At 57.1% G+C, this 16362-nt stretch carries 12 protein-coding genes; all 12 read right to left on the bottom strand.

Features of this window, described 5'->3' with window-relative positions:
• Window positions 1-118 precede the first annotated feature (118 nt).
• A complete protein-coding gene (gene pgi, locus WFM49_RS12200) occupies window positions 119-1690 on the bottom strand; it encodes a glucose-6-phosphate isomerase (RefSeq protein ID WP_336973467.1) in 1572 nt (523 codons plus the stop codon).
• A gap of 89 nt (window positions 1691-1779) precedes the next feature.
• Window positions 1780-2787 (bottom strand): FAD:protein FMN transferase, encoded by a 1008-nt coding sequence (locus tag WFM49_RS12195; protein WP_336973465.1) that lies wholly within the window; start codon window positions 2785-2787, stop codon window positions 1780-1782.
• A 32-nt stretch (window positions 2788-2819) separates the two neighbouring features.
• On the bottom strand, window positions 2820-3335 hold the full coding sequence (locus tag WFM49_RS12190; protein WP_009463487.1) for a nitrous oxide reductase accessory protein NosL: 516 nt from the start codon (window positions 3333-3335) through the stop codon (window positions 2820-2822).
• Entirely contained in the window at window positions 3332-4162 is an 831-nt protein-coding gene (locus WFM49_RS12185) for an ABC transporter permease (RefSeq protein WP_088451903.1), read from the bottom strand. Before WFM49_RS12185 ends, WFM49_RS12190 begins: the two co-directional genes overlap by 4 nt.
• A gap of 3 nt (window positions 4163-4165) precedes the next feature.
• Window positions 4166-5077, bottom strand: a complete 912-nt coding sequence (locus WFM49_RS12180; RefSeq protein ID WP_336973460.1) for an ABC transporter ATP-binding protein — start codon at window positions 5075-5077, stop codon at window positions 4166-4168.
• The gene (locus WFM49_RS12175; protein WP_336973457.1) at window positions 5061-6401 is read right to left on the bottom strand and encodes a nitrous oxide reductase family maturation protein NosD; all 1341 of its coding nucleotides are present in this window, start codon (window positions 6399-6401) and stop codon (window positions 5061-5063) included. Before WFM49_RS12175 ends, WFM49_RS12180 begins: the two co-directional genes overlap by 17 nt.
• Before the next feature lie 7 nt (window positions 6402-6408).
• The gene (gene nosZ / locus WFM49_RS12170; protein WP_021447219.1) at window positions 6409-8313 is read right to left on the bottom strand and encodes a TAT-dependent nitrous-oxide reductase; all 1905 of its coding nucleotides are present in this window, start codon (window positions 8311-8313) and stop codon (window positions 6409-6411) included.
• A 62-nt stretch (window positions 8314-8375) separates the two neighbouring features.
• Window positions 8376-10637, bottom strand: coding sequence for a 4Fe-4S binding protein (locus WFM49_RS12165; RefSeq protein ID WP_336973454.1), 2262 nt, complete (start codon window positions 10635-10637; stop codon window positions 8376-8378).
• A gap of 171 nt (window positions 10638-10808) precedes the next feature.
• Window positions 10809-11903, bottom strand: coding sequence for a tRNA 2-selenouridine(34) synthase MnmH (gene mnmH / locus WFM49_RS12160; protein ID WP_336973452.1), 1095 nt, complete (start codon window positions 11901-11903; stop codon window positions 10809-10811).
• Window positions 11903-12937, bottom strand: a complete 1035-nt coding sequence (gene selD / locus WFM49_RS12155) for a selenide, water dikinase SelD (protein ID WP_060185422.1) — start codon at window positions 12935-12937, stop codon at window positions 11903-11905. Before selD ends, mnmH begins: the two co-directional genes overlap by 1 nt.
• Window positions 12938-13006: 69 nt before the next feature.
• Window positions 13007-14095 (bottom strand): hypothetical protein, encoded by a 1089-nt coding sequence (locus WFM49_RS12150; RefSeq protein WP_250756219.1) that lies wholly within the window; start codon window positions 14093-14095, stop codon window positions 13007-13009.
• Window positions 14096-14270: 175 nt separating this feature from the next.
• Window positions 14271-16253, bottom strand: a complete 1983-nt coding sequence (locus WFM49_RS12145; RefSeq protein ID WP_009463473.1) for a ligand-gated channel protein — start codon at window positions 16251-16253, stop codon at window positions 14271-14273.
• Window positions 16254-16362 lie beyond the last annotated feature (109 nt).

The raw sequence follows: 16362 nt of genomic DNA, 5'->3' as shown, positions 1-16362 counted from the left end.
TTTACGTATTACTTGAAATCATAGGCTTAAAATTTTTTATTTTTCTATGTGAGTTATTTCCATATGTATTCGCTATATGGGTTTTTGCTTTAATGAGGATGTTTGGCGGTTAGTATGTTTAACTTTTGAACGCCTCTATCCAATGCCGAGTAGACGCATCATGCTCAGCAGAGGCTTTTTTCTCTCCCGACAGTTCCTGCAAAATCCCGTTCGCCAATACTTTCCCGTATTCCACCCCCCATTGATCGAAGGGATTGATCCCCCAGATCAAGGCCTGTACAAATATCTTGTGCTCGTACAAGGCCAGCAAGGCGCCTAGCGAGAAGGGGTTCAGGCGGGGCAATACGATCAGCGTGTTAGGGCGGCCGCCCGAGTGCACGCGATGGTGGGCCAGTTCGGCAGCCTGCTCGCCCAGACCTTGTTGTTCGCACTCGGCCAGGGCCTGCTCGTAGGTTTTGCCGCGCATCAAGGCTTCGCGCTGTGCCAGGCAGTTCGCCAGCAGCAGATTATGGTGCTCGGCCTGATTGTGATCTGCCTGCTGGCACACAATAAAGTCCACAGGAGCGCCATCGCTGCCCTGGTGTAGCCACTGATAGAAGGTGTGTTGTGCGTCTGTTCCGGCCAGTCCCCAGACAGCTGCGCCGGTAGCGATTCCAACCGGTTCACCGCTAGTGGTGACCGACTTGCCCAGCGACTCCATATCCAGTTGCTGAATGTAGGGCACCAGATTGCCCAGGCGGAAGTCGTAGGGGGAAATGTTCAGTGAGCCATAACCCAGCACACTGCGGTTGACCACGCCAGCCAGTGCCATTTGCACGGGCACGTTGGAGGCGATGGGGGCTTCCTGAAAATGCTGGTCCATGGCTGCAGCGCCTGACAACATCCCGGCCACCACGTCACTGCTAACCGCTAAAGCCGTGGTTAAGCTGACTGCCGACCACAGGGAGAAGCGGCCACCTACCCAATCCCAGAACTGGAAGACATTTTTTTGTGGAATCCCCCAGTTGGAGGCCGTTTCAGGGCGCGCGGTGACCGCAACGATTTGTTCGTAGGGGTTGGCAACGCCAGCGGCTTGCAGCCATTCCAGGGCCCGCTGTCCGTTCTTGAGAGTCTCGGTCGTGGTGAAGGATTTGGAGGCGATCACGATCAGGGTGTCGTGAGGGTCCATACCCGACAAGGCATGTTCCAGCGCATGGCCGTCGATATTGGCCAGAAAGCGTACGTTGCGCCAGCTGTGGCGATAGCCAAAGGCCGCCAGGGACAGGCGCACGCCCCAGTCGCTGCCACCAATACCAATATGGATTATGTTGCGCCAGCGGCGCTCGGAGTCGGCGACGCGCACGAATTCGTTCATGCGCTCGCGTTCCTTGGCAACTTCCGCCGTGGGGGCGGGGGCGCGCAGGGCGCTGTGCCAGGCGGCGCGTTGTTCGGTGCCGTTGACGATGCCGCCGTTTAGCAACTGTTTGCGTGCCGTGTCGAAATGGCGGGCTGCCAAAAGAGCGGCTCCGGCTGCCTGAAGTTCCGGTGAATGCCGCTGTCCACTCAAGTCTACTTGCAAGCCTGCTGCCTTCAAGCAATGCAGGTCCAACGCATATCGGTCGGACTGGTGTGCTGCCTCGCAAAACCCGGTCCATTCTGGCAGACCGGGTAAAGGGGCGGCAGAGGGAAGGGTTTCAGCGTTCAGGGGCATGGGGATTTGGCCTGCAGTAGACGAAACCGCCATTGTACGAGGCTTTATCGGGCTTGAGCGTCTGCCGGTAAGCGGGTTTGTCTTGGTGTTTACGAGTGCATCCGTACTAGCTGATCACCATCGTAGGGCAGCACCCATGCCTGCAAACCAGGATCGCCAGCCAGTACCCGAGCTATCTCTGGTGGCGACATCCAGGAAAAGGCTGTGGACAGGGCGTCGGCAATGGTGGCATTTCCAGCCACGACAGAGACACTGCGATACAAAGGGCGGGCCTGACCATTGGCGGGGTTGAACAGATGGGTGACGGAGCCATCCCGGCTAAGTGCTGTGCCTGCTCCTGACGAGGTGCTGACTGCCTGATTGTGTACATCCAGATTCAACAAGCTGGCTGGCTCTGCTTGATCGCCTGCCAGACCGACGCGCCAGGGACGATTTCCCGGAGCCGTGCCCAGGCTGCGTATCTCGCCCATATCGACCAAAGCGTGCTCCAGGCCTGCCTGTTTCAGCTGTTCAGTGATGCGATCGGTGATGTAGCCCTGAGCAATCCCGTTCAGGGTCAGGGCCATGCCGGGGTGTTGTAGCAGGACAGTGTCACCTTGAATGTGGATGGCCTGGTAGCCGACTTGCTGCAGCGTTTGGCTAATCTCGGCGGCATCAGGAATGGATGTTTGAGTGTTGCGTTGAGCCGCTTGGCTATACAGCTCCCAGAGTACCTGCACGGTTGGATCAAAGGCCCCGTTCGTTAATTCACTCAGGCGCTGTGATTCCAGCAGCAGCCGCGTCAGATCGCCGGGGGCTTGCTTCAGATAGCCATCGCGATTCAGGCGGCGCAAGGCGCTGTCTTGTTCATACAGACTGAATATTCGCTCCAGCCGTCGCACTTCGGATAGGGCCCGATCAATCAGGGTTTGTGCGAAAACCGGGTCGGGATGGTGGATATGCAGTTGTGCGTCCGCACCTAAAGCCACCCCTTGCCAGGAGCTGAGCGGGGTAGTGGCTGCTTGCATCGCTTTGACGGCCCAGGGCACGCAAGTCAGGGCGCTGGTCGCGGCCACGATACCGATAAAACGACGGCGGGAAACAGGAGTAGAAGTCATGGCAAATACCTGGGATCAGGAAGATAAGCGTTTCAAGGCAGCGCGACCGCACCAAAGATGTAGTTCTCCGGCATCTCGGCAAAGCGAACCACTTGGCCGCCATGCTGCTGCTGGAAGTCCTTGGCGGCCTGCTCCTGGCTAAAGGGCAGGGCATCGATGGTGCCCATGCCACCGGTGTAGCGGCTGTAGATCAGATACCAGGCATCTTGTGCCGGTATCCAGGCTTGGTCGGGGAACTGGCCGTCCTGATTGCGTTGGGCCATGTCTTGCACATAGGTGGCGGCAATGGCCTTGGATTCTTCAGGCAGCATGGTGTAGGCAAAGACCTCGCGTATGGTGGTGAACCAGAGCGGCGCTTCGCGTTCGCGCAGAAGGATTTGCCCTTTGGGGCCTTGATGCTCGAACAGGTACATGCCGCAGTAGTGGCCTACAGCCGTTTGCGGGATCTGGACGACGGGAGGCGGCGGGGCTTGCACCTGTTCCGGTTGGCCGCAGGCAGCCAGTATCAGACCCAGGCACAGCAACAGAAAAGTGCGCAGTTTTTTCATAGTGCTTTTCTTTTGAATACCAGGCTTGCCAGACCAAAAGGCACGGCGATCCACAGCAGCAGAACGCTCATCAACACACTGGCGGGCAGACGAGCCTGTTCGCTTAAACCGGCCATACCAGCAAACATGGCGACATTCTCGTAGCCGGTCAGATTCAGCAGGCGGTACACGTCGGTGGGGTTGAACAGCAGGATGATGTTCAGCCAGGAAGCGGTGATCATGGCACCTTGGTCAGCGACTAGAATACCCAGCAGAGCCATGTCATAAATCACCACGAAAAACAGCCAGATACCGATGGCCAGTCCGGCCGCAGTGGCACGCTCTCTGACCAGGGTGCTGATGAAATAGCCCATGGACAGGAAGCTGGCACCGAGCAAAACGCTGGCACCCATCATGGCCAGAAAGGGCGTCCAGACGCTGAAGTCCAGGCCGCCATGAGCCATTTGCAAGGTGACACCTGCCAAGCCGTAGCCCACCACCGTAGACAGGCTCAGGATCAGGGCATGGCCCAGGAATTTACCGACCAGAACCTGCCAGCGATGGACGGGGTAGCTCAGCAGCAAGGACATGGTGCCGCGCTCGATCTCGCCCACAATGGCGTCGTAGGACAGCAGCATGGCAATCAGCGGGATCAGGAAAATAGACAGGCTGGACAGGCTGACAACCGTGACTGTCAAAGGATCTACCTTGACGCTGCCGGTGGGGGCGCTGCCCAGAAAACCCAAGGACAAAGCCAGTGCGGCCAGCAAGAGGGTGACGGCCAGTACCCAACGATTGCGCAATCCGTCGCGCACTTCCTTTTGGATGATGATCAGGACAGGGTTCATGGCTTAGTAATCCTCGCGCTTCAAAAAGTGCGCATACAACTCGTCCAGACCGGGGGATTCCAGCTCCAGGTCGGTTAATCCTGAAATGGCGTGCGCTTCGCGCAGAATCTGGATTTTTTCGGCTTCGGTGCAATGACGTTCCAGGCGATTGGCACCGATGACATTCCAGTGCCGTGGAACAGAGTCGGGGATTTGCTCTACGGTCAGGCGAATACGTACCGGCAAGCCAGCGTGTTGTCGCAGTTCGGATAAGGTGCCATCGGCAATCTTGCGCCCTTGCTGCATCACGATGATGCGGTCCGCCAGACGTTCCATCTCCGCCAGAGCGTGGGTACTGAGCAGGATGGTGGCCCCGGCATCGCGCAGTTCTTGGACGATCTCGTAGAACAGCAGACGGGAGGCCGGGTCCAGTCCAGTGGTGGGCTCATCCAGTAACAGCACACGAGGTTTGCCCAACAGGGTTTGCGCCAGTGCCAAGCGTTGGCGCATGCCTTTGGAATAGGTGCCCACGCGCTTGTGAGCCGCTTGTGCAATGCCGACACGTGCCAGCAAGGCCTGGTTGTCACGGGTCGGCAGCCCTTTCAGACGAGCGTAAAAAGCCAGTGTTTCGGTGCCGGTCAAGGCGGGGTGCAGGGCGACGGTTTCGGGCAAGTAACCGATATGGGCCCGCAGTCGGGCAGCCTGGGACGAACCCGCGTCATGATCCAGCAACGTGACCTTGCCTTCGTCGGCGCGGATCAGGCCCAGAATCAGTTTGATGACAGTACTTTTGCCTGCGCCATTGTGGCCAGCCAGTACCGTGCATTGACCAGGGTAAAGCTCGAAGTTCACCGCGTTGGCGGCACGCTGCTGGCCATACAGCTTGCTGACATTGGCCAGCGCGACAGGGGTCGTGCAGTTATTGGATGGAGTCATGATTGGCCTTGTAGCGCTCCCAGACGGGATTGTCGGGCGCACGCATCAGCGGTGCGCTATCGATGATGCCGCCGGGCAAAATGGCGGGAAATTGGGTTTGCGCCCAGCGCACAATGGAAACGGCGGGGCTGTTCAAGAGCACGCGGGCCGAAGGGGCTCGCCACATCAGTTGTTCAATCAGGCCATTGGGGCGATAAGCGGTGTCGCCAATGCCGTCACCGTTCAGGTCAAAGGCGCTGTGATCGCTCCAGTAATTGCCCCGGTCCTTGCTGGACCACTCCAGGTAGCGGGTACCCACATACTTCACCTGATTCTGGTTCTGGATGAAGGCGTTTTCCGTGATCTCATTGCCTTCGGAACCGGCGGTGTAATGCACCCCGATCTGGGTGTTCTGAATCAGGTTGCCGGAGATCGTGTTGAAGTTGGCGTTGTAGAGAAAAACGCCTTTCTCGGCCCCGTCCACGATATTGTCGGTAATGGTCGATTGCTGGGCGGCGTTGAGCATCAAGCCTTGATGTGTGCTGTTGATGCTGATGTTTTCACGTACCGTCAGGAACTGCGAAAACATTAGGGCATAGGCAATGTCATTGCCTATGGAAACATTGCTGCTGACTTCGCTGTTATTGGTGTACATATAGTGCACCGCATAGCGAAGTTGGGTAAAGCGGTTATGGCTGAAGACGTTGTCGCGGCTGGTATTGGAAAAAATGCCGTCGCGACCCCAGGAAATATCGTTGTACAAGATGCGTGAGCCGGGGGAGTTCCAGACGGTCACGCCATTGCCGCGCTCATTCAGACGCAGCTCTTTATTGCCTACGATGGTGTTGTGTTGCACCAGCGCGTTGTGGGGCCCCCAGACATATACCCCCACCAGATTGTCGAGGATGTCGTTGTTTTCAATCAGGGCGTTATGGGCGGGTTTATCCAGGAATATGCCTGCATCCATATCCGGCAGGCTCAAGCCGGAATTACGCACGGTAATCTGACGTATCTGCACATCTTCCGCCTGCACCCACACCGTGCGGCCTTCACGTTCTCCCATCAATACGGCTTGCCGATTGTTGGGGCCTTGAAGCGTCAAGGGCTTGTTCACGATGATATTGCCCTGATACGTGCCGGGAGCCAGCATCAGGATGTCGCCGGGCAGGGCGGCATCGATAACGGCTTGCAGCGATGTATCGGCAGGCACTTCAATGGTGGCCGCTTGCGCCATCAGGCCACTGGCCGCCAGGGCCAGGACCGTAAGCGGCTTGAGGGCCAGCCTCAGCACCAGGGTTGGGCTGAGGCAGCGTGCACGGGCGGGGAGCAGGCAGAAAGGCGTCATGTCACCGTCAGGCTTTGGGTTTCACGTTCATCTGACCGGACATTTCCATGTGCAAGGCGTGGCAGAACCACTGGCAGTAGTACCAATGCACACCGGGGCGCGAAGCCGTGAAGGTGACCGAGCTGGTTTGTTGCGGACCAATTTCCATGGCCACGCCGTAGCCGGACAAGGTAAAGCCGTGGGTCAAGTCCTCGATCATCTCCATATTGGTGACGACGACGGTGACCTCATCGCCCTGGTTGACCTCGAAGCTGGGCACGGAGAACACGGGTGCCACAGCGGTCATGTAGACCCGCACCTTGTTGCCATCCCGAATGACTTTGGACGCACCTTCCAGGGTGACGCCGTCTTTTTCAGCCATTTTCCGTGCGCCGTCCCACCATGGGTCGTCACGAGTCCAGACGCGCTTGGGTCGTACTTTGTCAGCAGCAACCAGCAGCATGTCGTGTGGTTCGGCAAAGCTTGGGCCATCGTGAACCAGCTTCATGACGTCGCCCGAAATGTCGATCAGCTGATCGTTTTCTGGTTTGAGCGGGCCTACGTTCAGGAAACGGTCTTTGGAGAACTTGTTCAGCGAGACCAGCCATTTACCATCGGCCTCTTTGGTCTCGCCCATGGTGGTGTGGTTGTGGCCGGGCTGGTAGTGCACGTCCAGTTTCTGGATGATGGGGTCTACGTCCTTGCCCTGGTAAGCCTCAATGGCTTTGGCCATATTCCACTTCACGATCTGGCTGTCGATAAACAGCGTGGTGTAGGCATTGCCGCGGCCGTCATAGGCCGTGTGCAGTGGGCCAAGACCCAGTTGAGGCTCTGCCACTACGCAGTCGCGCGGTTTAATCTTGTCGGCGAACAAGTCGTCCAGGCGGCGCACGTCAATCATGGTGACGGTGGGCGAGAGCTTGCCGTTAAACACCACGTGGATGCCATCGGGGCTGGCATTGCAACCGTGCGGGGAGTTGGGCACAGGAATGTAGCGGGTGTAGCGCGAGCCTTTGCGGCCATCCAGCACTTTGACGCCCTGCATTTCTTTGAAGTCGCCTTTCTTGACGCCGTCTTCAATGGCCTTCAGGTTGAACACCACGGCCCAGTCCTGCTCGTTGGCGCTCATCTCGCCGACGTCCAGCCCCTTTTCGGAGTTGTAGCAGGTGGAGAAGGCGTATTTGCCCTGGTAGTCGGCGTCGCAGTTGTCCAGGTTGCCATCCACGATCACCTGCCAGGCAATTTCCATGGTGTCGCCATCAATGGCGGTAAAGACAGAGAAGTAGTTCTCTTTGGGGTTGCCGAAGATGGTGCCGTTATTGGGCAGGGGAACGATGTGTTCGCCGTTGCAGAACACATAGCCGGTGCGGGGGTAACGTTGGGGGCGCAGGCCGTGGATGCCGTCGGCATTGGGGATCTCGATGATCTTGTCGCACTTCATGACATCGCAGCGCACGCGAGCCACGCGGTTATTAGCCTTGTCGTTGATGTAGATGAAGCGTCCGTCGTAAGTCCCGTCGGTAAAGGACATATGGGGGTGGTGAGCATCGCCGTTAGGCAGGATGCCGCCCAAGGAGTCAGCAAAGGCCAGGGTTTCAGGCGTCAGGTTGGCGCGCATGATCTGGCGGCTTTCGTTGGTAATGCCCCAGCCCGTCGCGCTGCAAATGTTGAAAATCGGGATGCGCATCAGCTCGCGCATGGAGGGCAGGCCCATGATGCGGATTTCGCCGGACTGACCGCCGGAGTTGAAGGCGTAGTACTGGTCCAGTTCACCCGGCTCGATATGGGCGTTTTGCCCGTCCGGTGCTTTTTTCGTATCGGCCAGAGCATTGCCAATATGGGTGGCGCTGACGACTGCGGCACCTGACAAGGCGGCGGTGCCCAGAAAGGCGCGGCGACTCAAGCCGTGTTTATCCTGTGTGTTCTCGGACATGGTGTGATCTTCCTTTTGTGTGATGACGTGACCGACTTGGCGCTGGGGCGCGCCCAGCCGTCTCACGGCGTGGCTGGCGTGGAATCGGTACTGTCTACGCTGCGTGGACGCACGGTAGGGCGGGCAGCAGCATCGTCTTGCAGCGAGCTGGCAACGGCAACGGGGGCTGGTTTATCTCGCTTGCGCTTGGCGATCTTTTGAATCAGGTGCGGGCATTTTTTCTCGTGGTGATACAGCATCTGGCAGTTCAGGCACTGGATGCACTCGTTGGGGTTGATCGGGCCTTCTGGCTCGATGGCTTGGACGGGGCAGTCGGTTGCACAGCGCTGACAGGGGTTGCCACACATGGGGTAGCGACGCAGCCAGTCAAAGATGCGCAAGCGGGCGGGGATAGCCAGGGCAGCACCCAGGGCACAGAGGTAGCGGCAGTAAAAGCGCTCGATAAACAGGCTGGCAATCAGCAGCAAGACGGCAAAGATGGTGAAGGGCCAGTCGCGGATGAATTTCAGAATAATGGCGGTCTTGAAGGGTTCGACTTCCGCCATCTTTTCCGCCACGGCCATGTCGTACAGGGCAAAGCCAAACAGCAGAATGAAGATCACGTATTTGATGGACACCAGGCGCTTATGGGCGCTGTAGGCTACCTTGATTTGCGGAATGCGCAGGAAGCGGGCCAGCTTGTTGGCTAGTTCTTGCAGTGCTCCAAAGGGGCAGAGCCAGCCACAGAAGGCACCTCGGTTCCAGAAGATCAGGGAGATGGCGGTGGCGATCCACAGAATGAAGACCAGCGGATCCATCAGGAAGTATTCCCAGCGGAAATCGGTGCGCAGTGCGTGGGAGAAAGTCAGTACGTTCACCACGGACAACTGGGCCGAGGCGTACCAGCCAATCCAGACCAGGGAGAACAGCAGAAAGCCGATGCGAAAGCGCTGGTAGAACACTTCGTGCTTGGTTAGCGTGTCCTGAAAGAAGAAGACTCCACCCAAGATCAGCAAGGACAGCAGCAGCACGGCAATCTGCACTTTCTTGCCCGCCCAGATTTGCTTGTACAAAGGCTTGCCGGCGGTTTCCAGGTCATCGTGCTCTGCGGTATCGGGGGCCGCTGCAACTGCTGCTGAAGGGGGCGCTGTCAAATAGGCATCAGGAAGCTGGTAATTCAGGTTCAGCGTGACAAAGGCTTTATCCTTGACGCTCAGCACGCGCTGAACCAGCAGTTGCAGCCGCCAGGGCTGGACCGGATCAAAGGTGGCGGTAGCCGGAATCTTGAACAGGGCGGCTTCTTTGAAGTCAGGGGCATTGGCGGCTTTCACGCCGGGCAGACGCTGGTGGTCCAGATCGGTGAAGTGAAAGCTGTCCAGATCCTGGACGATCTCGATACGGTCAAAAATCCCGCCGCGTACATAGCCTGATCCTTTGAAGGAATACAGCCCGTTCCCGACGACCAGCATGGCTTGCTGACCGGGTTTCAGCTCTTGTTGCAGGTACGTGTAGTCAGATTCGCCCAGCAGGCTTTTTCCAATGCTGGGCACGCTGACCAGGGCGGCGTACAGATCAATAAAAGTGTCTTGTGGGTCGCCTTCCTGCGGATGGGCGGCGGCTTCCGTGCGACCACTGTCGATGAAAGCCTGGTTGATTTCGGCCACGCTGACGTGCAGGCGTTGGATGGCACCGCTTTGGAGCAACTCATCCCAGCTGGCAATGGTTTGATTGCTGCTGTCTATGCTGCGTTTGACTGCCGCCGGTGCTGTGGCGGGGGCGGCAGGCTGGCCTATGCCTTCTTGCCGGGCCACCAGTTGGGAAGAGCGCATGATGCTGTCACCGACCACCATCAAGGTCACGGTGGCACCACTGATAATGTCGACAGGTGGTGGTGCGCCGGGTTTGGGACGGTTCTTGATGTAATTCTGGCCCACATAGCCCTGAATGAAGGCTTCTACCCGCGATTCGGGGATGCCGATCAAGACAATGGGTTCATGGTGTTCCAGCAGCTTGGCAGCGACGATGCTGCCATCCATGCTCATGGCGACCAGGGTGTCGATGGGGAAGCTGGAGTAACCACGGGTGTTAACGATGTCGGTCGTCACATACACATATCCTAGCTGTTCCTGATCCTTAAAGACCTTGGCAACAGGTAAGGTGCCCGCGGGCTCGCTGGTGTGGGTGGCGGTGGGAAAGATCTCGTTAAGGGCAATGTCCGGCAAGAAATGGGCAATGCGCGAACTGGAGTGTGCCGTAGGACTGCTCAGACAGGCTGCCAGTACAAAAAGCAGGAGCCAGATAATACGGAACTGAACATGCCGGGCAACGCGATTGAGGGACGTCATTTCTTACCACCTGCAACAAGATTCTTGCGAGATGGTAGGGGTTACCCTTTGTTTACTCTTTGTGTCAGAGCAAGGACAGATTCTGACAAGAGTGGATATGGGTCGGCGTCAGTCAGCCCTTGATCTGTGAGGAACGATGGCAGGCTTTGCTGGCCGGGCTTTAGATGAGGGTCAGCCTTGCTGACGCAAATAATTCAGGACCGCGTCGGCATCACCCTGAAAAATGATCCGTTCCGCTTTTTGTTCGCGTTGATAGGCGTACATGGGGTCGTAGTATTGCGTCAGCAAACCACCGATCCAGTCCCGGTGACCCTCCAGCGCGCCGCTGCGCTCCTGCTCCTGCAAGGCCTCATCCATGATGGCGGCCAACTGCTGGTAGCGTTGATGGCCCAGGCGCTTGGTAATGCGGGCCAGGCTTTGACGCAGTTGTTCGGCAAAGAGCGCAAAGCCTGTTTGCGGGTCGTGCTGGGCAATGTACTCTGCGTGCAGGTTCTGGACATAATCGCGCACGATGCGCGTAATGCGGTTTTCCAGGCTATCTTCCAGCCAGATGATGGACCACTGCTGCATCCCCCGGTACAGGCCCAGTGGCAGGCTGCAACGGCCTATGGTTTGGCTTTCATCTTCCAGGACGAAGCGCTGGTGCCCTTGGGCCGTTTTTTTGAGCATGGCGATCGATAGCCTGTGCTCGAAGTCGATCTGGCTGGGTTGGCTGGTGGCGTGTTTGCCAAAGCTGGAACCACGATGATGTGCGTAGCCTTCCAGGTCCAGACTGTTATCAAGCTGCTGCAGGACATCGGTTTTGCCCGTGCCTGTCATGCCGCCCAGAACCTGAAAACGGGCGCTACCGACGGTTTGTTCCAGATTATTCAGCAAAAAGCCACGCATAGCCTTGTAGCCGCCCACTACGCGGGGATAGGGAATGCCTGCCTCTTCGCGCAGCCAGGTTTGTGTGATCTGGCTGCGCAGGCCACCTCGAAAGCAATACAGGTAGCCGTCGGGATGGTCTTGCGTAAATTGTGCCCAGGCCTGCAGGCGAGCTTGCTTGAGCTGGCCACTGACCAGCTTGTTACCCAAGGCAATGGCGGCATCCTGGCCATGTTGCTTGTAGCAGATCCCCACCAGGTGACGCTCCTCGTCGTTCATCAGTGGCAGGTTCAATGCGCCGGGAAAGGCGCCTTTACTGAATTCGATGGGAGCGCGAGCGTCCATCAAAGGCACATCGTTCAGGAACAGCTCGCGGTAGTGGTGGGTATCAGGACGCATCAAGCGATTTCGACGGCGTGGGTTTTGGCGGGGATGAATTCCCCGATGGCTTCCAGGGTCAGGCCCAGTTCTTGTGCTGTTGCCAGAAACTCGGCAGTGGCAGCAGGCTCTACGGCGATCAGCAAACCGCCGCTGGTTTGTGGGTCGCACAGAATGTTGATCTGATCCTGGCTGATAGGAGCGATGCGATGGCCATAGCTGTCGAAGTTACGTTGCGTGCCGCCGGGCACACAGCCTTCTTGCAGGTAGTATTCAATGCCGGGCAGCAGGGGCACACGGTCCAGATTCAGACGGGCGGTCAGGCCGCTGCCATCAGCCATTTCGATCAGGTGGCCCAGCAGACCAAAGCCAGTCACATCGGTCATGGCTTTAACACCGGGCAGTTGTGCAAAGCGGTTGCCGGGCTTGTTGAGCGTGCACATCCAGTCGCGGGCCAGGTTTTGATCTTCAGGACGAAGCTTGGCTTTTTTCTCGGCCGTGGTCAGCACGCCAATACCCAAAGGCTTGGTCAGATAGAGCTGGCAGCCTTCAGTTGCGGTGTCGTTGCGTTTTAACTGGCCTTTATCAACTACGCCAGTTACAGCCAGACCAAAAATAGGCTCGGGGGCATCAATGGAGTGACCACCGGCCAGGGTGATGCCAGCAGCATCGCAAGCAGCACGCCCACCACGCACGACCTCGCGGGCAACTTCAGGGGACAGGACATTGATGGGCCAGCCCAAAATGGCGATGGCCATGATCGGTTTACCACCCATGGCGTAGATGTCGCTGATGGCGTTGGTCGCAGCAATGCGCCCAAAGTCATACGGATCGTCCACGATGGGCATGAAAAAGTCGGTGGTCGAGACGACGCCCGTTTCCTCATTCAAACCGTACACAGCCGCATCATCACGTGATGTATTGCCTACCCACAGGTTCGGGTCCACGTTCTGGGCTCCGCTTCCCGCCAAGATAATGTCCAATACTTTGGGGGAAATCTTGCAGCCGCAACCGGCTCCATGACTGTATTGGGTCAGACGAATGGGAGTATCCATGAGCGCGTACCAAGAAAGAGGTTGAAGATGAAATGATACTAAATTGCCCCTATGCCCTGCAGGCTTTTGCTACGGAAAGGGCAGGGGTTGAACACGCTGGGCCAACTGGTCGGTGGCCACCCACTGTGCAAATTGCTCGCCCAGTCGCTGGCTTTGTTCGACGGAGTTTTGCCAGGCAATACGCCGGTCTGCGTCAGGTAGACGCTTGTAGTCGGAGCGATCGGGGATTTTGCGGTCTTTTAGCCGCTGATAAAAACGTTCGGTCGGGCACAGCAAAATCAGATTGTCCAGGCTGTGACGGCGGCGAGCCTTTTGCCAACGGGGCAGGTATTTGTCGAACCAGCTGGCGCTGATCTTTTGAGTGAAATGCGGAAACAAGGTCAAGCCTGGGCTATCCAGATCCAGAGCGCAGAAGTTGTAGTCGACTAGGCCTCCATCCCGGTATAGACCGGCAGGCCAGTTATGGGCGGCATTCACACCGTCAATCACGAGTGGAATAGCGGTGCTGGCGGCCAGGGTCTCGAACAAATTGTGCTGATCCAGTGCGGCGTAGCGAGCCAGGTCTTGATGTCTGCCGTGAATGGGCAAGGGGCTGCGGGTGTCGTGCACAATAACCCGTTCGAAGAACCAATGCGGGATAGCAGGGTGCACATAATTGCCGACCATGCAGCTGAGCAGGGCTGCACCAAGCTGTTTGGGGTTGCGGGAACCCGCCCAGCCCTTGCTGCGTGCCACGGTAATGGCGAAGCGATAGCGTGGATGGTTCAGGATCGCAGCCTGTGAGTCGGCGTCCCCCAGCAAGGTTTTCAGCATGGTCTGGGTAGACCGGGTAATGTCAGCTACCGTGGATTTGGGAAGAAAGGGGCTGTGTATATAAAGCTGCGCAAAGTCCGCAAAGGCTTTGTGCGGATCGCTCTGGGCCGCACAGGCAAAGCGCCAGGAAGCGATGGAGCTGCCAAACAACCATAACGGCTCGTCATGCGTGTTGAGCCAGTCGCCAAACAAATACTGATCCAGCCCGGTTAGCGCCAAAGCCTTGGGCCCACCCGCGCTGCCAATCAGCGTGCTGATGTCCTTGGCATGCAAGCCATTGCTTTGAATATGACGATAAGCACGAGGCCCGGCATAGATCGCGAGATCAGACTCGGTGGACGACAAGATCAGCTCCCGAATGAGGTGATTCTGTAGCCAGAAAGCTGGCTAACCAGGCTTTAGTCTAGCGCTGTTATGGCTGAAGGAAGAGCTTATCGGTCAGGTGAGGTAGACGAATGCAGTGGAGAAATAAAAATGGCCGGCTCTAGAGGCGCCGGCCATTTGAAGGGACTATAGGTGTTTAGAAACGCAAACCTACACCCAGCCAGTAGCGACGACCATCTTCGACGTAGCCGTAATCATCGTAGCGGATTTGCTTATCCAAAATATTGTAGATACCCGCGTACAGGTCTACGTTTTTGTTCAGTTTGTAGGTGCCACCCAGATCTACAAAGGTGTAGGACGGAGCTCGTGTTGTCGAGGAAGAGGCAGAGGTGACTGGTTCACTTTCTTTGCCACGGTAGTTCACGCGAGCCCATGTGTTGATTTTTTCTGTAGGGTGCCAATCCAGACTGACATTTGCCATGTGCTTGGGCATTTGATTCAGAGGCTGACCCTCGTTAGGACCGCTCTTTTGCTTGGAATGGGTGTAGGTGTAATTGGCCTTCAAGGTCCAGTCTTGAGCCAGATCCCAGCTGAAGTTGGTTTCAATACCACGGGTTACCGCCTTGTCCACGTTCTCGTAAGTAGTGGGGTCGGAACCAAACTGGTTAGGGCCGTCGGTACATTTGCTGGCCGGACATGCAACGCGAGTGATCTTGTCCTTGAAGTCGTTATTAAACAAAGTCACGCCAGCGGAGAAGCCCTCCAGACTGTCATACATGACGCCGAGTTCTTGCGACAGCGATTTTTCTGGCTTCAGGTCAGGGTTACCGTACATATTGCCACCACGGCTGACTTGGCCCCAACCAGGGATGGTTTGACGCAGGTCAGGTGCACGGAAGCCGGTGGATACACCGCCTTTGATAGTCCAGTTGTCTGTGGCAGACCACACGCCATAGATACGTGGACTGAAGTGTTTGCCGAAGTTCTCGTCGTGGTCGTAGCGCAGGCCGCCGGTCAGGGCGAAGCTGTTGGTCAGGCTCCACTCGTCTTCCATGAATAGCGACCATTGGGTGCGTTTGATACGGTTGATTCCAGTTGTGAGCTGGTTCCCAGTTTCGTCGTTCAGTTTTTGATGCTGGTAGGAGGCACCCAGCGTCAGCAGATGATCGCCCAGGGGGGCAACCCATGCAGTACGTGCATCGGTATTTTTGATACGCATGTCACGCGACTTGTTGTTGAAGTCTTCCTGTTGCACGTAGGTGTCAGAGGTTGCAAATCCCCAGTTGCCACTGTGAGTCAAAGAGACCTTTTCACCGCGGTAATCTGTCTCGGAACTGGCAGGGCAACCGGAGCGTCCGCAAGCAGTGCCGGGAGCAATTGGCTCAACGGTCTTGCCCAAGGTGGAATTGTATTTTTGACGCTTTGTGCTGCCTTCGAGCACAAAGCTGTGGTTTTCCGAAGGGGTCAGGCTCAGCTTGGCACCGACTTCAAAGGACTCACGCTTGCGATAACCGTTGTAGATATCGTCTTCTTTGCGATTGGTTTGTTGTCCATAGACTTGCAAGCCCAGCACGCCATCCTTGATCGGGCCACCCAGCATGAAATTGCCCTGGAAAATATCGCCCGAGCGGCTGTGCGATTGCAAGGTGCTATCCAGGCGAATGGAACCGCCCCATTCCTTGGGCACTTTGCGGGTAATGATGTTGATCACACCGCCCATGGCGTCGGAGCCATACAGCGAGGACATGGGGCCGCGCACCACTTCGATACGTTCAATTTCGGACAGGGGAGGGGTCCAGCCGCCTTCCACACCGGAGGAGTCCGAGTTGGTGCGGGTTTCTGTCGAGCTTTGGCGTTTGCCGTCGATCAGGATCAGTGTGTATTTGGAGCTCATGCCGCGAATGGTGATGTCGCGACGGTCACCACCGCCAGTCACAATGACGCCAGGCACATCTTGCAGAGCGTCGTAGGCATCACGGTAGAACTTGTTTTCCAGGTCTTCGCGGGTAATGACGGTAATCGACGCAGGAGCTTCTTTAATGTCTTGCTCAAAGCCCGAGGCGGTAACAACCACTGGGCTGAGTTGGACGGGTGTGCTTTCTTGAGCAACGGCACCACTAGCAGCAAAAGCGCCTGCCAGAACGAGCGGCAAGCGCTTTACGGTAAATAGAGATTTCATTGACGACTTCCAATTTGTGTCTGTTTTTAGCGTGTGCTGCGGTTGCGTTGCTCTTGGCGGCAGTATTTTCCTTACAGCGGAAATAATGATACCGATTCTCATTATCGGT

The organism is Alcaligenes sp. PF14 (assembly GCF_037150615.1).
Taxonomy (GTDB): Bacteria; Pseudomonadota; Gammaproteobacteria; order Burkholderiales; family Burkholderiaceae_B; genus Alcaligenes; species Alcaligenes phenolicus.
Note: the sequence above shows the minus strand (reverse complement) of the source record. Positions and strands in the feature narration are given on the sequence as shown.